The organism is Tardiphaga sp. 37S4 (genome assembly GCF_021044645.1).
GTDB lineage: Bacteria > Pseudomonadota > Alphaproteobacteria > Rhizobiales > Xanthobacteraceae > Tardiphaga > Tardiphaga robiniae.
In genome coordinates this window covers 140,328-155,469 of record NZ_CP088008.1, presented here as the reverse complement: position 1 = coordinate 155,469, position 15,142 = coordinate 140,328, and the positions used below count along the sequence as shown (strand labels likewise).

Annotated in this window: 17 protein-coding genes; 7 read left to right on the top strand and 10 right to left on the bottom strand. The window is 61.4% G+C overall.

Annotated elements, in window-relative coordinates:
• Positions 1-60: 60 nt before the first annotated feature.
• Positions 61-783, bottom strand: coding sequence for a DUF3750 domain-containing protein (locus tag LPB73_RS00735; RefSeq protein WP_349768798.1), 723 nt, complete (start codon positions 781-783; stop codon positions 61-63).
• 200 nt (positions 784-983) lie between these two features.
• Here LPB73_RS00735 and LPB73_RS00730 point away from each other — a divergent pair, with 200 nt between their 5' ends.
• Complete coding sequence (locus LPB73_RS00730; protein WP_231079223.1) at positions 984-1,166, top strand: hypothetical protein; 183 nt, start codon at positions 984-986, stop codon at positions 1,164-1,166.
• Between the two features lie 139 nt (positions 1,167-1,305).
• Here LPB73_RS00730 and LPB73_RS00725 read toward each other — a convergent pair whose 3' ends face one another.
• From LPB73_RS00725 to LPB73_RS00700, 6 genes are all read right to left on the bottom strand, one after another.
• Positions 1,306-3,612, bottom strand: a complete 2,307-nt coding sequence (locus LPB73_RS00725; protein ID WP_231079222.1) for a mechanosensitive ion channel domain-containing protein — start codon at positions 3,610-3,612, stop codon at positions 1,306-1,308.
• 227 nt (positions 3,613-3,839) lie between these two features.
• On the bottom strand, positions 3,840-4,484 hold the full coding sequence (locus tag LPB73_RS00720; RefSeq protein WP_231079215.1) for a tetratricopeptide repeat protein: 645 nt from the start codon (positions 4,482-4,484) through the stop codon (positions 3,840-3,842).
• A 102-nt stretch (positions 4,485-4,586) separates the two neighbouring features.
• Complete coding sequence (gene ykgO, locus LPB73_RS00715) at positions 4,587-4,712, bottom strand: type B 50S ribosomal protein L36 (protein WP_055038661.1); 126 nt, start codon at positions 4,710-4,712, stop codon at positions 4,587-4,589.
• A gap of 241 nt (positions 4,713-4,953) precedes the next feature.
• A complete protein-coding gene (locus LPB73_RS00710) occupies positions 4,954-5,925 on the bottom strand; it encodes a Bug family tripartite tricarboxylate transporter substrate binding protein (protein ID WP_231079212.1) in 972 nt (323 codons plus the stop codon).
• A gap of 63 nt (positions 5,926-5,988) precedes the next feature.
• On the bottom strand, positions 5,989-6,429 hold the full coding sequence (locus LPB73_RS00705; protein ID WP_068728848.1) for a MaoC family dehydratase: 441 nt from the start codon (positions 6,427-6,429) through the stop codon (positions 5,989-5,991).
• A 20-nt stretch (positions 6,430-6,449) separates the two neighbouring features.
• The gene (locus tag LPB73_RS00700; protein ID WP_089265867.1) at positions 6,450-6,926 is read right to left on the bottom strand and encodes a MaoC family dehydratase; all 477 of its coding nucleotides are present in this window, start codon (positions 6,924-6,926) and stop codon (positions 6,450-6,452) included.
• Between the two features lie 106 nt (positions 6,927-7,032).
• Here LPB73_RS00700 and LPB73_RS00695 point away from each other — a divergent pair, with 106 nt between their 5' ends.
• The 3 genes from LPB73_RS00695 (at position 7,033) to LPB73_RS00685 (ending at position 10,042) form a co-directional block, all read left to right on the top strand.
• Positions 7,033-7,803, top strand: coding sequence for an IclR family transcriptional regulator domain-containing protein (locus LPB73_RS00695; RefSeq protein WP_089265866.1), 771 nt, complete (start codon positions 7,033-7,035; stop codon positions 7,801-7,803).
• Positions 7,804-7,892: 89 nt separating this feature from the next.
• Positions 7,893-8,768, top strand: coding sequence for an amidohydrolase family protein (locus LPB73_RS00690; protein WP_089265865.1), 876 nt, complete (start codon positions 7,893-7,895; stop codon positions 8,766-8,768).
• On the top strand, positions 8,765-10,042 hold the full coding sequence (locus tag LPB73_RS00685; protein WP_231079211.1) for an O-antigen ligase family protein: 1,278 nt from the start codon (positions 8,765-8,767) through the stop codon (positions 10,040-10,042). The genes LPB73_RS00690 and LPB73_RS00685 overlap by 4 nt, the downstream gene beginning before the upstream one ends.
• On the opposite strand, the gene LPB73_RS00680 is transcribed toward LPB73_RS00685, so the two are convergent.
• The gene (locus LPB73_RS00680; RefSeq protein ID WP_231079209.1) at positions 10,002-10,718 is read right to left on the bottom strand and encodes a glycosyltransferase family 25 protein; all 717 of its coding nucleotides are present in this window, start codon (positions 10,716-10,718) and stop codon (positions 10,002-10,004) included. The two genes, LPB73_RS00685 and LPB73_RS00680, sit on opposite strands and share 41 nt — an antisense overlap.
• A 180-nt stretch (positions 10,719-10,898) precedes the next feature.
• On the opposite strand from LPB73_RS00680, the gene LPB73_RS00675 reads away from it, so the two are divergent.
• From LPB73_RS00675 to LPB73_RS00665, 3 genes are all read left to right on the top strand, one after another.
• Positions 10,899-11,393, top strand: coding sequence for a YbaK/EbsC family protein (locus tag LPB73_RS00675; protein ID WP_231079208.1), 495 nt, complete (start codon positions 10,899-10,901; stop codon positions 11,391-11,393).
• 431 nt (positions 11,394-11,824) lie between these two features.
• Positions 11,825-12,346, top strand: coding sequence for a hypothetical protein (locus tag LPB73_RS00670; protein WP_175367806.1), 522 nt, complete (start codon positions 11,825-11,827; stop codon positions 12,344-12,346).
• A gap of 70 nt (positions 12,347-12,416) precedes the next feature.
• A complete protein-coding gene (locus tag LPB73_RS00665) occupies positions 12,417-13,202 on the top strand; it encodes a FadR/GntR family transcriptional regulator (protein WP_089265861.1) in 786 nt (261 codons plus the stop codon).
• A 1-nt stretch (position 13,203) separates the two neighbouring features.
• Here LPB73_RS00665 and LPB73_RS00660 read toward each other — a convergent pair whose 3' ends face one another.
• Together LPB73_RS00660 and LPB73_RS00655 are read right to left on the bottom strand one after the other, a co-directional pair.
• Positions 13,204-14,496: a TRAP transporter large permease gene (locus LPB73_RS00660; RefSeq protein ID WP_089265860.1), complete on the bottom strand. Its 1,293-nt coding sequence runs from the start codon at positions 14,494-14,496 to the stop codon at positions 13,204-13,206.
• Between the two features lie 40 nt (positions 14,497-14,536).
• Entirely contained in the window at positions 14,537-15,112 is a 576-nt protein-coding gene (locus LPB73_RS00655; RefSeq protein WP_089265859.1) for a TRAP transporter small permease, read from the bottom strand.
• Between the last annotated feature and the right edge of the window lie 30 nt (positions 15,113-15,142).

The following is a 15,142-nucleotide window of genomic DNA, read 5'->3' as shown; positions in this document are numbered from 1 at the left end:
GAATTTTGTGCACGATCCAGCTACGCGACGGTACCCTGGGGGTTTCGCGCCGCGCGCCACTTATGCGCTGACGCCAAGACGACCAATGCCCGGCAGTTTGATCGCGGGCCGGCGGATGTCGAGGCCGAATACGGCACCGAGCAGATTGAGCTCGATCCCTTCGACCCAGCCTGCGGTAACACCGAAATAGCCGCCCAGCGTGGCGCGCACGCCGGTGCCGGAGGGTGTCCAGCCGAAGGCATTGCCGGCATAGGGAAAATCCTTGCCGATGGCGGTGGGCGGCAATGCCACCTGCAACTCGGGCACGGCGGCCAGAACGGCTGCGACAAAGGTGTTGGAGTTCGGACCCGGCCACGCCCGATAGTCGCCATAGGAGCGCCAAGAATAGCTCGTGATCGCCGCCTGAATCTTCGGGATCATCGCCGTGGCCGCTTCACCATCGGCGGCTGCGATGGCGGTCGGCACGTCACCGAACCAGCGGCCGTCAGCGGCAAAACCATTCAGGCGGATCGGCTCGCCCCACGCCGTATAATCGTAGCGGGTATAACGCGACGCGCCCTTCTCCTTGAAGACGATCCAGCTATGGACGGCAAAGATACCGCGCCAACGCACGGTCCGCGCCACGAAGACGCGCACCAGTGCCTCGGGATGCGCGGCCGGCGGTGGCAACAGGCCGGCGCTTGAACGATCCGCGCTCTGCCAATCTACCGAGCGATCACCCATCCAGTATCTGGCTGCCGACACAACGATGGGAACGACGAGAAGCGCGAGCAGGACAATCACAAATTTTCTCACTGAGGAAAGGCCTGTGGCGGGAAACAATATTGTGGATATGGGGGCGTTTGGCGGCTTTGCCACGGCGGCCGCGACGAATGGCCAGCAAGAACTGTCCACACTATCCACAGGAACGCATTCATTCCCGCCCGGTTATCGCCATGATCAGGCGGCGGACTGACGCCATGATCTGAACTGGAGATAGTTCCATGACGCCCCGCCCCACCGATGCCGTGATCGACGAAATCATTTCTACCTGCAATGGCGACTTGCGCGGCGCGCTTAAGGCTTTGCTGATGGTCAACGAGCAACTGGAAGCGGAATTGCAGCAACTCTATGCCGCTTCACCCCAGTTCGGTGCTATTCGGCCCGGCAATAACGTCCTGCACTAGATCGACAGACCCACCTATTCTGGATCGTTTTTGTCTTCCGGCTCGTCCATCTGCCAGAGCGGCCGTGGCGGCATGGCGAATATGGCCGCCACTGCGCCCCACGTAGCCGCAACTTTAGTTGATCCGGAGCTGCAGCGATCTAGCCCGCGCGGCGCTGCACTGACTTGCTCTGCTGGATATCTGCGTCATTGTCCTCTGCAGCTTCAGTGGTCGGCGGGGGCAACTGCATCAGGACGGTCTGTCCGGGTGACGCGATCTCGATACCTTCTTCCTGGAAGCGGATTTTCACGCGGCGATTGAATTCGCGCTGCACCGCCCAGCGGCCAGAATCGGTACACCGGATCTGCCCGACGATCGTCGCCATCGAACCATCGACCTTGTCGACGCCCCACAATTCGAGATCGCTGCGGATCAGCGGCTTGAAAGCTGCCTCATTGCGCATCTGCTCGACGATGTCCTTCAGCAACTGGCCGGCGCGGTCGGTATCTTCCTTGTAAGCGACGCTGACGCTGACGGCCGCGTTGCCTGCACCGCGGCTGGCATTTGTGATGGTGGTCACCGCGCTGAAGGGAATGATGTGAACCGAACCATCGCCGGCACGCAGCCGGATGGTACGGATCGAGACGTTTTCGACGACACCCGACAGGCCCGACACCGTGACGTTGTCTCCGACCTGCACGGTGCTTTCCAGCAGCAGGAACAAGCCGGTAATCACGTCCTGCACCAGCTTCTGCGAACCGAAGCCGATGGCAATGCCGAGAATGCCGGCACCGGCGAGCAGCGGCGCAACATTGACACCGATCTCGCTCAGCGCCGTGAGCGCAACCACCGCAATGATTACGCCGAGCAATGTCGTTCGCAGCATCGGCTGAAACGTGCGCAGACGTGCCGCGCGGGCGAAATGAGCGTCGCGCGTCAGCGCCGCGAGCTGACGCTCCATCAGCGCATTGCTACCTTCCCACACAACCGCAGCGACAATGGCAGCGATGCCGACGGTAATGACAGCCGAGACGACCCGACTGCCGATTTGGCCACCATAGAACCAGACAATGGCATTGACGCCCCACACTTCCAGCAAGGCAACGAGGCCGATCACCGCGATGATCGTTGCGACGACCTTGCGCAAGAGTGGCAGATAACGATTGGCACGCGTCTCAAGACCCGGAAAGCGCTGCAGGATTTCCGGTTTGATGCGGAAACCGCGATCGATGAGGCTCAGCGCAATCATCGAGACGAGCCGGGCCACCAGCGCGACAATGATCGTGCCGACAATGTATCGCAGCAGCAATGCATAGCCGTTCTGGATATTGAGCGCCCAGATGGTCCAAGCCGCCATCACGACGACGATCGCCAGCACATGCCAGAGGCTGGCAAGGCGATTGCGCATCGCGCTCAGGAAGCCCGTGGCGCCGATCGGCGCGCGGAGTGCATCGGCAACGGGCTTCCGGCACTGCAAGACGATGACGACGACAAACAGATGCACGACCAGCATCACGAGCTTGATCAGCGCGAAATGCGCCGAGCGATAGAGGCCCATCATCAGGGCAACATTGGCAATTGCGATGCCGGTGGCGCCGACACCGACGATGCGACGCGTCCAGATTTCGAGATAGGCGGCGGTCTCCTCCTTCACCCTGAACAGAGCGAGCGGCCCGAACAAGGCGCGCATCGCGCAGATGATGGCGCGCGCCACCACATAGCTGTTTACGATCGCAAGGATCGCGAGGCGGGTGATCCCGGCATCGCCGATCTGGGTGCCGAGCAACAGCGACACCGTGCCGGTGAAGACGAAAATCGGAAACAATTCGAGGAGAAGACGCCCGACGACATAGGGAAGCCGCAGCAGCGATTGCCAAGCCCGGGTCAGACTGCGCCGTCGCTTGTTGAGATCGGGCGCCTCGGTGAAATCGGCAGTGGAAGACGGCGGATCAACGCGTTCAATCACCGCCGCCGGCGCGCGCGCGACAAAGGGAATGCGCGCTTCGAGCGCTGCCTGCGGCTTGCGCAGCAGCCAGACCATGAGCCATTCCGCCGCCAGCGCACCGCCGAATACGACAACAAGTTTCCAAGCGATGTCGAACAGGAGATGATAGGTGCCGGGATCGTTGGCGCTGCGCTGCAGCCAGTACCACAGGGCCGGAAAGCGCGTGACCGATTGCACGGCTGTCGAGACCTCACGCGTAATATCGCCGAGCTGATCGGAAATCGTCACCAGCAATTGCGCGCCAAGACTGTCGGCGTCGAGCGGAATGGCAGGCTTCTTCTCCGGCGATCCGGGTGTCGCCGCGGCGATCGCGCGCAGCGTATCGATCATCTCCTTGCGCTTGACGTCGTCTTGCAATGTGTCGAGCGCAGCCTTGGCCTGATCGGGGGACAGCGTCGAAGCTGCAGGCGCCGGCGGCGCATCAGCTTTCTGCGCCAGCGCAGGGCTGGTCACAGCAGCCATCGGTGCGGCCATCAACACACATAGCAAAGCGAATAGCGGAAATGACTTCGGCGCCAAAAGGTGTCCCTTCCTGTGGCTCGGAAAACGCCCTTTTCGCCCGTTTCCTGTGTCAGAAGTTTGATTCCCCCGCGACGATGTCTTGTTTTTCCATCGCGGGCAGCAGGGATGCATCAAAGCAGGGCGATGTTCCCGCGATGTCCAGCGAGCGCCCCAATTTTCAAGGAATCTCAGATATCGCGGCCTTCGACCTTTTCGGTCAGGGTCTTGACCAGCTCCGGCACCTTTTCGAGATGCGGATTGACCGCAAGCGCCTTGCGGAACGCATCAAGCGCACGCTTGTCGTCGCCCAGCTCCTGCATGATCATGCCGAGCCCTGCCAGAGCACCGAAATGCCGGGGTTCGCGTATCAGCACCTGCTCGATATCCTGCAGCGACCGGGTGTAATCGTTCTGCAGATAATACAGCGTCGCGCGCCGATTCCAGCCCTCGACGTAATCCGGGCGCAGCTTCACCACCGCGCTCAACAACTGCAGCGACAGATCGACCTGCTTGGCGTCCAGCGCCGTCTTGGCGCGGGTCATCAGCAGCGCGGTCGTGTCGCTCGTGGTCTGCGACCACAGGGCCCAGATCCGGCCTTCGACGTGTTTGGCGCTGGCTTCGTCCGGCGCCGCTTTCAGCGCACCAAACAGGAAATCAAGACCGCGCGTCTTGTCGGCATTGACCTTCGGCAGTTTGGCGGGTGGTTCGGGAATCTTCTTCGGCGCATCCGGGGTCACGACCTGCGGATCTTTGACCTGCGCATAGGCGGGTGCTGCGCCCAGAAATGCGCTCAGCAGAATTCCAAAACCTACGGCCGGGATTCTCAATGCCATGCCGCAAGTCTAGACACGAAAAAACGCGCTGCAAAGCAGCAGCGCGTCAAACACCTGTGATGTCGCGAGGCCCAGCCGGCAAAATCCCGGCCGAGAAGCAACTCAACCCTGGCGAGCCTTGAAACGGCGCTGGGTCTTGTTGATCACGTAGACGCGGCCCTTGCGGCGGACCAGGCGGTTGTCGCGGTGACGACCACGCAGCGATTTCAACGAGTTACGGACTTTCATCGGTCAATCCTGATAGCTTGCGATACTGACGTCAAAGGCCGTGCGCAGCAGGCCGAAATCAGCGAAAATGAGCTTAAACCCGCTGGCGACCAAGTCGCCCGGGACCCGCGGTTTCTAAGCCATCGAGCGCCGGACTGTCAATCCGATCCGGGCATCTGGCGACCACCGGATCGATATTTGCAGGTATTTTGGTGGCTTGAGGGTCCGGGAACAGCCACCGGACCCTCAAACCGGTACGGAATCACTCTTGCGGGACATTCGCGGTTTTCACCACGGCGTCCCACTTCTTGATTTCCGAATCGACGAAAGCCGTGAATGCAGGTCCCGTCAGCTTGCCCGGCTCGACGCCCTGGGTGGCGAATTTCTCGCGGGTCGCGGGTGCCGCCAGGATCTCCTTCATGGCCGCGACCAGCTTCGTATAGGCCGGGCTGCCATTGGCCTGCGGCATATACATGCCGAACCAGGCGGTCGCCTCGAACCCCTTTACGCCGGCCTCATCAAGGGTCGGGGCATTGGGGAGCGAGGCCGCTCGGGTCAGGCTGGTGACCGCGAGCACGCGGATGTTGCCCGCCTCGGCAGCAGGCAAAACGGTCGGCAACGTATCGAACATGATCGGAATATGGCCGCCGATCAGGTCGTTCATCGCCGGCGCGGCCCCCTTGTAAGGGATGTGCTCGATATTGATTCCAGCCATCTGCTTAAACAATTCGCCCGACAGATGATTGGCGCCGCCGACGCCGGCCGATCCGAAGGACAGCTTGCCGGGCTGCTTCTTCGCCAGATCGATCAACTCGGCGACCGACTTCGCCGGAAAGTCCCTGGTCACAACAAGCGCATTTGGCGCCGTCGCGATCAGGGCGATCGGCGAGAAGTCCTTCTGTGTCTCGTAAGGCAGACTCTTGCGCAGACTCGGATTGATCACGTGATGCGTGGCCGTGACCAACAACACGCTGCCATCGGCGGGCGACTTCACGACAACTTCCGAACCTATCGTGCCCGATGCGCCGGGCCGGTTCTCGACGATCGTGGTGACGCCGAGCTTCTCGCCCAGATATTGCGCAACGAACCGTGCGAGGATATCCGTCGTGCCCCCCGCTGGAAACGGCACGACGATCTTGATCTGACTGACTGGAAAATTCTGCGCCAGCGCGCCCGACAACATGACAAAAGTCATCGCCAGACACGACAGGGCGAGCCTCGTGAGCTTCTTCATTTAGGTCCCTTGCCTGTTCTTGTCCGGCGTGCCGACTATGCCGCACGCCGTTGCATTGAGCCACTAGGCTGTCAGCGGAAATTCAACCATCGCCTCGCCAACAGCGACCTTCTCGTCGTTCTGGTTCTTCACCAGCACGTCGATCAGCACCCAGCGCGACTTCTCGGTGGTCTGCTTGGCCTTGATGATGCCAACCGGCTGGATGGTGTCGCCGGGCTTCACCGGCTTGACCCAGCGCGTTTCGAGACGGCGATGGATTGCACCCGCAGGATAGGCCCAGTCGGTCAGCATCCGGGTGATCAGCCCGAAATTATTCATGCCATGCATGATGATGCCGCCGAAATTGGTCTTGCCGAACGAGTTCTTCATGTAGTTGTCGTCGAGATGCAGCGGATTGTAGTCGAGCGATCCATCGCAGAAGAGCCGGATCGACTCGCGCGACACTGCGAAGCTCGGACCGTCGATGGTGTCGCCGGTGGAGAGTTTGTCAAAGCTGGTTGTCATGGTTGATCTCCTTGCCACGCTCACATCGGGCGGATGGTCTGGCCGCGGCCAGAACAGATGACGTCGCCACGCTGGTTGAAGAACACGTTGTCGTGGACCACGAACAGCCGCTCGCGCTTGATGAACTTGTCGAGCGCGCGGGCCTGCAGGGTGATGGTATCTCCGGGCCGTGCCGGGACGTTGTAGCTCCAGGACTGGCCAGCGTTGACGGTCCCAGGTGTGCGCATCCAGTCGTCGGCCGGCGTGCAGGAGAACATCAGCAGAATGTGGATCGATGGCGGCGCGATCAGACCGCCATAGGGCGACGCCTTCGCGTAAGCCTCGTCGAAATACAATGGGTGGTTCTCGCCAACCGAGCGGCAATAAAGCTGGATCGCCTCCCTCGTCAGGACATAAGGCAGCGTCTTGCGTGGCTCACCCGGGACGATCTCGTCCCAGACCTTGCGCAGGTTCGCGTCCTTCCAGAAATCGGTTTCAAAAACTTCCGCTTGCGCCATAGCGCCTTCTCCACTAACGTTCACCAGGCGAACTTTATGGCCGCCTTACGAACAACTATAGGCGCGGTTTCCCGAGACTGACAAGTCCGAACCGGCAGGATGGTGCATGGCTAAAGACAGTGACGGTTTCGTTCGGGCGATCGCCCGTGGTTTTGCGGCCGTCGAAGCGCTGGGTCGCCCACCAGGTCGGCACACGCTCTCGGAAGTCGCCGCGATCGCGGGCCTCAGCCGCGCGACGGCGCGCCGGATGCTGGCGACGCTGATCGTGATGAAATATTGCGAAGCCGATGGCCGCTATTTCAGCCTACGCCCGCGGGCGCTGGGGCTTGGCCTTTCCTACCTCAATGCACTGCCTTACTGGGGCTATGCGCAACGCGCTTTGGAAGACCTGCGCAACGAAATCGGCGAATCCTGCTCGCTGGCCGTGCTGGACGAGACCGAGATCGTCTATGCGCTGCGATTGCCGGCGCAGCGCATTCTCTCGGCCAATCTCGCCGTCGGAAGCCGCCTGCCCGCCCACGTGGTGTCGCTCGGCCGGGTCCTGCTCGCAGCCCTGCCGCCGGACCAGCGCGCGCACTATCTCGCCACCACCGAATTCAAACATATCACCCCACGCACCATCACCGATCCCGTGCTGCTGGAACGCGAGCTCGAACGCGTCGAGGCCAAAGGCTATGGCTGGGTCGATGGTGAACTCGATCCAGCCATCTGCGGCATCGCCGTCCCCGTCCGCGACCACGGCGGCCGGGTCGTCGCGGCGATCAGCGTGAATGCCATTTCGGGCACAATGGACGAGGCGACGGCAAAGGAGAAATACCTGATCCCGCTCCGCCGCACCGCGCAGGATATCCGGACACAGTCCTTCTCCACCGGCTAGGTCGGCAGCGTTCCGCGCCTTTCATTCAGCAGGCCGGTTTGCTAGAGCAACCGCCAACGATAATGATGAAAGTGCGGGAGACGCGGGACATGAAATTGCTCAATCCGGACGACCTGGTCGCCATCGACATCCACACACATGCGGAAGAGCCATGCGGCTGCCACGCCGACGACGGCTATGATGATTTCCAGGCCCGCATGGCCGAGTATTTCAAGTCGCCGCATAAGCATCCGCCGACAGTGCAGGAAACAGCCGCCTATTACCGCGACAAGAAGATTGCCGCGGTGATCTTCCCGGTCGACGCCGAGCGCGAGACCGGCTTCCGCCGCTACAACAACTACGAGATGCTGGAGATCGCCAAAGAAAACGCCGACGTGCTGATCCCCTTCGCGTCGATCGATCCGCACAAAGGCAAGCTCGGCGTGCGCGAGGCGCGCAAGCTGATCTCCGAATACGGCGTGAAGGGTTTCAAGTTCCATCCGACCATGCAGGGCTTTTACGCCAACGACCGCATGGCCTATCCGCTCTATGAGGCGATCCAGGAAGGCGGCGCTATCGCGCTGTTCCACACCGGCCAGACAGGCGTCGGCTCCGGCATGCCAGGCGGCATGGGGATGCGGCTGAAATATTCCAACCCGATGTATATGGACGACGTTGCGGTCGACTTTCCCGACATGAAGATCATTCTGGCGCATCCCTCCTTCCCCTGGCAGGAAGAAGCGCTGTCGGTCGCGACCCACAAGCCCAACGTGTATATCGACCTGTCCGGCTGGTCGCCGAAATACTTTCCGCCGATCCTGGTGCGCTACATCAATTCGATCCTGCAGGATAAGATGCTGTTCGGCTCCGACTGGCCGGTGATCATGCCGGATCGCTGGATGGCCGACTTCGCCAAGCTCGACATTCGCGACGAGGTGCGTCCGAAGGTCCTGAAGAACAACGCACGGAAACTCCTGGGCATATGACGAACAACGATCTGCCGCGCAAACTTGCGGATGCCCGGCAGATCGCTGCCATTGCCACCGGCTTCTCGCTGCCGTTCTCAACCAGCGGTCAGGCTATCGCGGTGTCGATCTTTGCAGTGCTCGCGCTCCTGACACTCGACCGCGATCGTTTCATCGCCACGTTGCGGAGGCCGGCGGCCTATCTGCCGGTCGCGCTGTTCGCATTGATCCTGGTCGGCGTGCTCTGGTCGATGCAGCCGCTCAGCGGCGCGATCAGATGGGTTGGTCCCTACGCCAAGCTGCTGCTGATCCCACTGGTGATGGCAACGGCATTTACGCCGAAACAAGCATTACAGATCGCTTATGGCTTTCTTGCCGCCTGTATATGTCTTCTCGCCCTGTCATGGGCTGCGTTCCTGTGGCCCACGGGACCGTGGGGCTGGTTCAAGGCGCCAGGCGTGCCCTTCAAGGACAACGCGGTTCAATCCGGCTGCTTCGCACTTTGTGCCTTCGCTCTGGCGATCGGCGCGATGCGCATCTGGGTCCAGGACACCCGCCGCGCCATCGCGATGATCGCGCTCGCGCTTCTGTTCTTTGCCGACATTTTCCTGATCTATGTGTCGAAGACCGGCGCAATCATGGCCGCCGCATTGCTCGGTCTATTCGTCGTCCATGCCGGCGGCTGGCGGCGCTCTGCCATGGTCGCGGTCGCAGCCATGATCGTAATCGGCATCGCACTGCTGACCTCGCCACAAGCCCAGCGCCGGATTGCAGAGATCAACTCGGACATCAACGCCAATAGCGGCCAGACCGCAGGCGGCGAAACAATCTCGACTGCATCGCGGCTGGATTTCTGGAGCAAGGCAGTCGGCTTCGTGAAGGCCTCGCCCATCGTCGGCCACGGCACCGGGAGCATCAAGCCGCTGTATCAGAGCATGGAGGCGACGAAGCCGTCGCCCTATGGCCAGGCCACGCCCGATCCGCACAATCAAACGCTTCATACCGTGCTGCAGGTCGGCCTGATCGGCGGGCTGCTGCTATGGGCCATGTGGATCGCGCATGCACGGCTTTTTCTCGCGCGCGATTATGCAAGCATCCTCGGCCAGGCCGTTGTGTTGCAGAACGTGATTGGCTCTTTATTCAACAGCCACATCTCGGCGGTGACGCAGGGGATGCTGTACTGTCTGGCAGTGGGATTGCTCGGCGCGTTGGTACGCAATGCTCCATCCGGAATGACCGGCCGAAAGCCGCCAACTACTTCAGCTTCAGCCACCGCTTCAAATAACGCCGCCTAAACTTCTGCACGGCAAACTGTATGCGCAGCTGCAATTGCGCATGCCCTTTGCGATCAAGCGAGCTCTTGAACACGCCATTAAGCGAGCCTTGCTCGGCCAGCGGCGGTTCCGGCCACAGGAACGGGATGCCCATGGCAGGATCGCCGGTGTTAAAGGCGATGTCGATAGGCTCGTGCATGGGATGCTGCGCGATCCAGTCAAGTCGCGCCGAAGCCTCCGGCGCGCCCAGCACATAGGCTTCCATATTGCGCACGCGATTGCCGGGATAGACGATCTGGCCCGGGCGCAACTCCGACGCCGGGGTGTAAAAATTGGTCGCAGCGCCAAGATGCAGAATTCGCGGCCGCGGCCACTTTTCGGCTTCGTCGAGCACCCGCTTCAACTGGTCGCAGAAATCCGGCACCAGCAATGCGTCATCCTCGAAGATCAGCGCCAGATCCTGGCCGCGCTCGCGGATGCGCTGCATGGCGACCACATGTTTCAGCGCGCAGGATTTTTGCCGCAGCGTGAGGTCGGCGCCTTCGGCGAAATAAGCCCGATCGACATCGGAGGTGATCTCGTCGGCATCGAAATCCAGCACCCACTCGAACTTGATGCCCGCACGGTCGAGCTCGCGCTGGATATGCTCCGTGCGCTCGGGCAACGACTTGGCATGGATCACATAGGCCGGCAGCATCGAGAGGTAGGCTCCAGAACATCGCCCGGCACGGTCAGCCAGACAAGAGCCCGTATAAGGTCAAAACCGGCGTGAGGGAATGGCGCGGCAGCGCCGTCCCAGTTCCTCAATGCACGGATGTGACTTCACTTTGTCGGCGACATGTGAGAGGGCGTGGCGGTATGTCACCGAGACCGCATCATGAGCCTTGAGTCCGTCCGCGCCTTTCTCACCGCCAACGCCCCCGAATTATCCATCACCGTTACCGACAAAAGCTCGGCCACGGTCCTTCTCGCCGCCGAGGCATTGGGCGTCGAACCCGGCCAAATCGCCAAGACGCTGTCGGTGCGGGTCGGCGACCGGGTGGTGCTGGTGGTGACCAAGGGTACAGCGCGGCTCGACAATAAGAAGGCACGCGATGCACTTGGCGGCAAGCCCCGCATGCTGGGGGCCGATGAGGTCGTTGCCCTCACCGGCCATCCGGTCGGCGGCGTCTGCCCCTTCGGCCTGGCAACGCCATTACAAGTCTACTGCGACGTGTCGCTGAGGGAATTCGCCGAGGTGTGGCCGGCGGCCGGCTCGGTCAACAGTTCGGTGCGTATGTCCCCGGCACGGATGGCCGAACTGACCGGGGCCAGTTGGGTCGATGTTTGCCAGGAGCCGGCGGCAGTGCAGCAAGCTCCCGCGATGGGTTGAGGCAGCGAGAATAATTCACTGCCGTTCATTGCCGGCAGAGAACAAGCCGACCGCCATCCGGCACGAGAGCAGCGCGGGTATTGCTATTTTTGCCGGGGGATCGACTTCCCCCGCGCAAGGCACGATTTTCCGGGTGTCGTCCCTGAGGACGCTCGGCTGCGCAGCAATATGTGCGGCCCAACCGGACAAGACCATGCGCTTCAAAGCCTCGTCTCATCGCCCGCAGTCGTCGAAGACCTGGAAGCAGGTCGTGGCGTCGATCGTGGCCGCAGCTGCAGCCGGACTACAGTCCGCTGGCGCCTGAACGCGCTCTGTGGACGTCCGCTGGAGCGCAAACGCCGCTGGCGCCAAGTTCCCGCGTTATCGAAATCTTGAGGGTATATAGCTAGGGTTGCATCCGGCCGTGTGTAAATCGGCGGGGGGACCTCGAGATGCGGCTCGTGCCGATCACCGACGCCGACAGAAGCTGGGCTTCACTGAAGTCGCAGTGGCGGAAGGCTGCCGAGGCAGCCGAGGAAGACTTCTCCACTTACACCCAGGGTATTTTCGCGGCGTTGGACCCTGTCATGCAGGGCGGCAAGGGCGGGTTGTACGGTCTCTACGACGGCACCGTTCCGCAGGCTTTTTGTCAGGTAAGCAAACTTCTGATGCCCAAATTCGAGGGTCCCGTGCTGCGTTGCCGTTTCATGACCGTGTCGCCAACCTACGACTTCGGGAGTGCCGGTCTCGATAAATACGGACAACTGCTGATCGAGCTGTTTTCCGGCATGATCTGGCTGTCGCGCAACGCCCTTTCCGCCAGCCATATCCAGTTTCACCTCCGCAGCCCCGCCGACGCGCAGTTCCTCGCCCCATTGCAGGCACCGGTGCCCGACTCGCCGTTCCAGCGCTTCACCATTAACGGCGCCTGGGTCGAATGCGATCTCAAGCTGCCCGAACTCGAAACAATGTAAGAGCGTGCAGCGCAATGACGCGTGCCGCAAGCTTGCGCAGCGACATCGGCGATGATAGCCCGGTTGTACGATGACCGGACAAGCTAAGCCACGCACCAAGCGCAAGACAACCAATGGGGCCGCAGGCACGCCTTTGCTGCGACCGCTCAATCCCGTGCGCCGCCGTACTGAGGAAGTCGTCGAGCGCATCGCTGCCCAGATCATCGAAGGCCGCTTGCCCGCAGGCGCGCGTCTGCCGACCGAGCAGGCCATGATGGCGGCCATGGGCGTCAGCCGCACGGTCGTTCGCGAGGCGATTGCCGCACTCCGCGCCCGGGGCCTTGTAACCACCCGGCAGGGCGCCGGTGCCTTCGTCAACAGTGAGCCCGATCAGCAACCTTATGCCATCGACCCCGACGGCCTGGGCTCGCTTGGCAGCGTGATCGAAATTCTTGAACTGCGCACGGCCGTCGAGATGGAGGCCGCGGCTATAGCCAGCGAGCGCGCCACCGCTGCCCAGATCCGAGCCATTGCCAAGGCCGCGGCTACCTTCAGCCGCGCCATCGCCAATGGCGACCGCGCAGTGAAGGAGGATTTCGACTTCCACTTCGCTATTGCTGTCGCCACGCAGAATGCGCGCTTTGTCGGTTTTCTGGAATTCCTTGGCGGTCTTATCATCCCGCGCCAGAGCATCCGCACCTTCGATGGCAAAGTCGAATTGCAGAAGCGCTATCTCGAGAGTATCGAGAAGGAGCATCAAGTCATCGTCAATGCGATCAGCGCCCGTTCGCCGCGCAAGGCTCGCGATGCGATGCGCCGGCATTTGCTGAACGGCAAGGAACGCTATAAGCAGTTGTCAGTCGATCCGGTCCAGTAGCTCACCTGAAGCCGAACGCGTGCGGCAGCGCCATCGAGAACCACGGTACGTAAGTCACCAGCATCAAGACCGCGAACATCACCCAGTAAAACGGCCAGATCCCGCGCATCACCTCGTCCACCGAGACCTTGCCGATGGCGCAGCCCACGAACAGCGTGGTACCGACCGGAGGCGTCAACAGGCCGATGCCGAGATTGAGCAGCATCACGATGCCGAAATGCACGGGGTCGATCCCGAAACTCTTCACCACCGGCAGCAGGATCGGCGTGCAGATCAGCAGCAGTGGCGCGAGATCGAGCGCCGTGCCGAGGATCAGCAGCATGATATTGAGCCACATCAATAGCACGTATTTGTTCGACGAGATGGCGACGAAGAACTCGGTCATATGCGCGGGCATCCGCATCATCGCAGCGACATAGCCGAAGCATGACGCGGTCGCGACCAGCGTCAACACCATCGCCACCGTCTGGAGCGTCCGGTAGGTCAGCATCGGCAGCTCGGACCATTTGTAGTCGCGATAGATAAACATCGTGACGAAGAAGGCCCAGACGCACGCCACAGCGCCAGCCTCGATCGGCGTGAACACGCCTGTGAGAATGCCACCGAGCACAATTACCAGCGTGACGATTCCCCAGGTGGCATCCCCCAGCATCTTCAGCGCCTGCTTCACTGGCACCGGCTCGCCCTTCGGATGACCATCGCGATAGGCAAAGTAGAGACACAACAACATGATCGCGAAGCCAAGCAATAGCCCGGGCACGATACCTGCAAGGAACAGGCTGGTGATCGAGACCACGCCGCCGGTCGCCAGCGAATAGATCACCGCATTGTGGCTCGGCGGCACCAGGATCGCCTGGACCGAGGCGGAGATGGTCACATTGGTGGCGAACACCCGTGGATAACCCTTCGCCGCCATCTGCGGGATCATCACCGAGCCAATCGCCGACGTATCCGCGACCGACGAGCCGGAGATTCCGGACATGATGGTCGTAGCCAGAATATTGACCTGGGATAGGCCGCCGCGGATGCGCGTGAAGCCGACCACGACGGCTGCAAAATCCACCAGCCTTCGCGCCATACCGCCTTCTGCCATGATGGCGCCGGCCAGCACGAAGAACGGCACAGTCAGCATCGACACCTTGCCGACGCCGCTGGAGAGTTGCTGCATCACAGCTGCAACGGGCAGATCGATCCACAGTGCGCCGACCAGCGCGGAAAGCGCCAGCGCAAAGGCGATCGGCATGCCGACGGCGAAGAACAAACACATGCTGAGCAGAAGAACGGCGATGTCCATCTCGGATTTTCTTTGTTCTGGCTGGAGCTGATCGGTGAAGCTAGTCGAGGGGTATGTGTGCGTCGCTGCCATCCTGCGGCGGCGGGCCGATGGTCAAGCGTTCGACGACAAACAGAAACATCATCGCACCGGAAACCGGGATCGGCATGTAGGTGATCCCGACAGACAACCAGGGAAATTCATCTACCGAATTGCCCCAGGTGGTCATCACCAGCTTCATGCCCCAGATCACCATGAACAGTGCCACCGCAGCCATCAGCAACTCGCTGATGAAAGCAGCTACGACACGCGCGTGAGGCGGCAGCAGGTTGGTACCTACCGTCATGTTCATGTGGATGCGCTGACGATAGCAGTTGGCAGCGCCGATGAAAGTCACCGCTATCGTCAGCAACACCGCCAGAGGCTCCGGCCACGACGCCGCGCTGTTCAAAATGTAGCGGGTGTAAACCGCCCAAGGGATAATCGCGGAGATCAGCACAAGCGCAAGGCAAGAAAACACGGCACCGGTCCAGTACAGTGCGTTCATGGCGCGGCGGAATGCGTAAGCCGCACCATGGCTGGCCGTATCGGCGTGATGACTGGATGCAGCCGGCAGTTTGGAAACAACGTCAGACATGAAGACCTCAGGTAACGCGACGGAAGCGCA

Bases quoted from the DNA above. Each gene is read 5' to 3' on its own strand.
- LPB73_RS00730 (WP_231079223.1), top strand. From the start codon at position 984: ATGACGCCCCGCCCCACCGATGCCGTGATCGACGAAATCATTTCTACC.
- LPB73_RS00725 (WP_231079222.1), bottom strand. From the start codon at position 3,612: ATGGCTGCTGTGACCAGCCCTGCGCTGGCGCAGAAAGCTGATGCGCCG.
- LPB73_RS00720 (WP_231079215.1), bottom strand. From the start codon at position 4,484: ATGGCATTGAGAATCCCGGCCGTAGGTTTTGGAATTCTGCTGAGCGCA.
- ykgO (WP_055038661.1), bottom strand. From the start codon at position 4,712: ATGAAAGTCCGTAACTCGTTGAAATCGCTGCGTGGTCGTCACCGCGAC.
- LPB73_RS00710 (WP_231079212.1), bottom strand. From the start codon at position 5,925: ATGAAGAAGCTCACGAGGCTCGCCCTGTCGTGTCTGGCGATGACTTTT.
- LPB73_RS00705 (WP_068728848.1), bottom strand. From the start codon at position 6,429: ATGACAACCAGCTTTGACAAACTCTCCACCGGCGACACCATCGACGGT.
- LPB73_RS00700 (WP_089265867.1), bottom strand. From the start codon at position 6,926: ATGGCGCAAGCGGAAGTTTTTGAAACCGATTTCTGGAAGGACGCGAAC.
- LPB73_RS00695 (WP_089265866.1), top strand. From the start codon at position 7,033: ATGGCTAAAGACAGTGACGGTTTCGTTCGGGCGATCGCCCGTGGTTTT.
- LPB73_RS00690 (WP_089265865.1), top strand. From the start codon at position 7,893: ATGAAATTGCTCAATCCGGACGACCTGGTCGCCATCGACATCCACACA.
- LPB73_RS00685 (WP_231079211.1), top strand. From the start codon at position 8,765: ATGACGAACAACGATCTGCCGCGCAAACTTGCGGATGCCCGGCAGATC.
- LPB73_RS00680 (WP_231079209.1), bottom strand. From the start codon at position 10,718: ATGCTGCCGGCCTATGTGATCCATGCCAAGTCGTTGCCCGAGCGCACG.
- LPB73_RS00675 (WP_231079208.1), top strand. From the start codon at position 10,899: ATGAGCCTTGAGTCCGTCCGCGCCTTTCTCACCGCCAACGCCCCCGAA.
- LPB73_RS00670 (WP_175367806.1), top strand. From the start codon at position 11,825: ATGCGGCTCGTGCCGATCACCGACGCCGACAGAAGCTGGGCTTCACTG.
- LPB73_RS00665 (WP_089265861.1), top strand. From the start codon at position 12,417: ATGACCGGACAAGCTAAGCCACGCACCAAGCGCAAGACAACCAATGGG.
- LPB73_RS00660 (WP_089265860.1), bottom strand. From the start codon at position 14,496: ATGGACATCGCCGTTCTTCTGCTCAGCATGTGTTTGTTCTTCGCCGTC.
- LPB73_RS00655 (WP_089265859.1), bottom strand. From the start codon at position 15,112: ATGTCTGACGTTGTTTCCAAACTGCCGGCTGCATCCAGTCATCACGCC.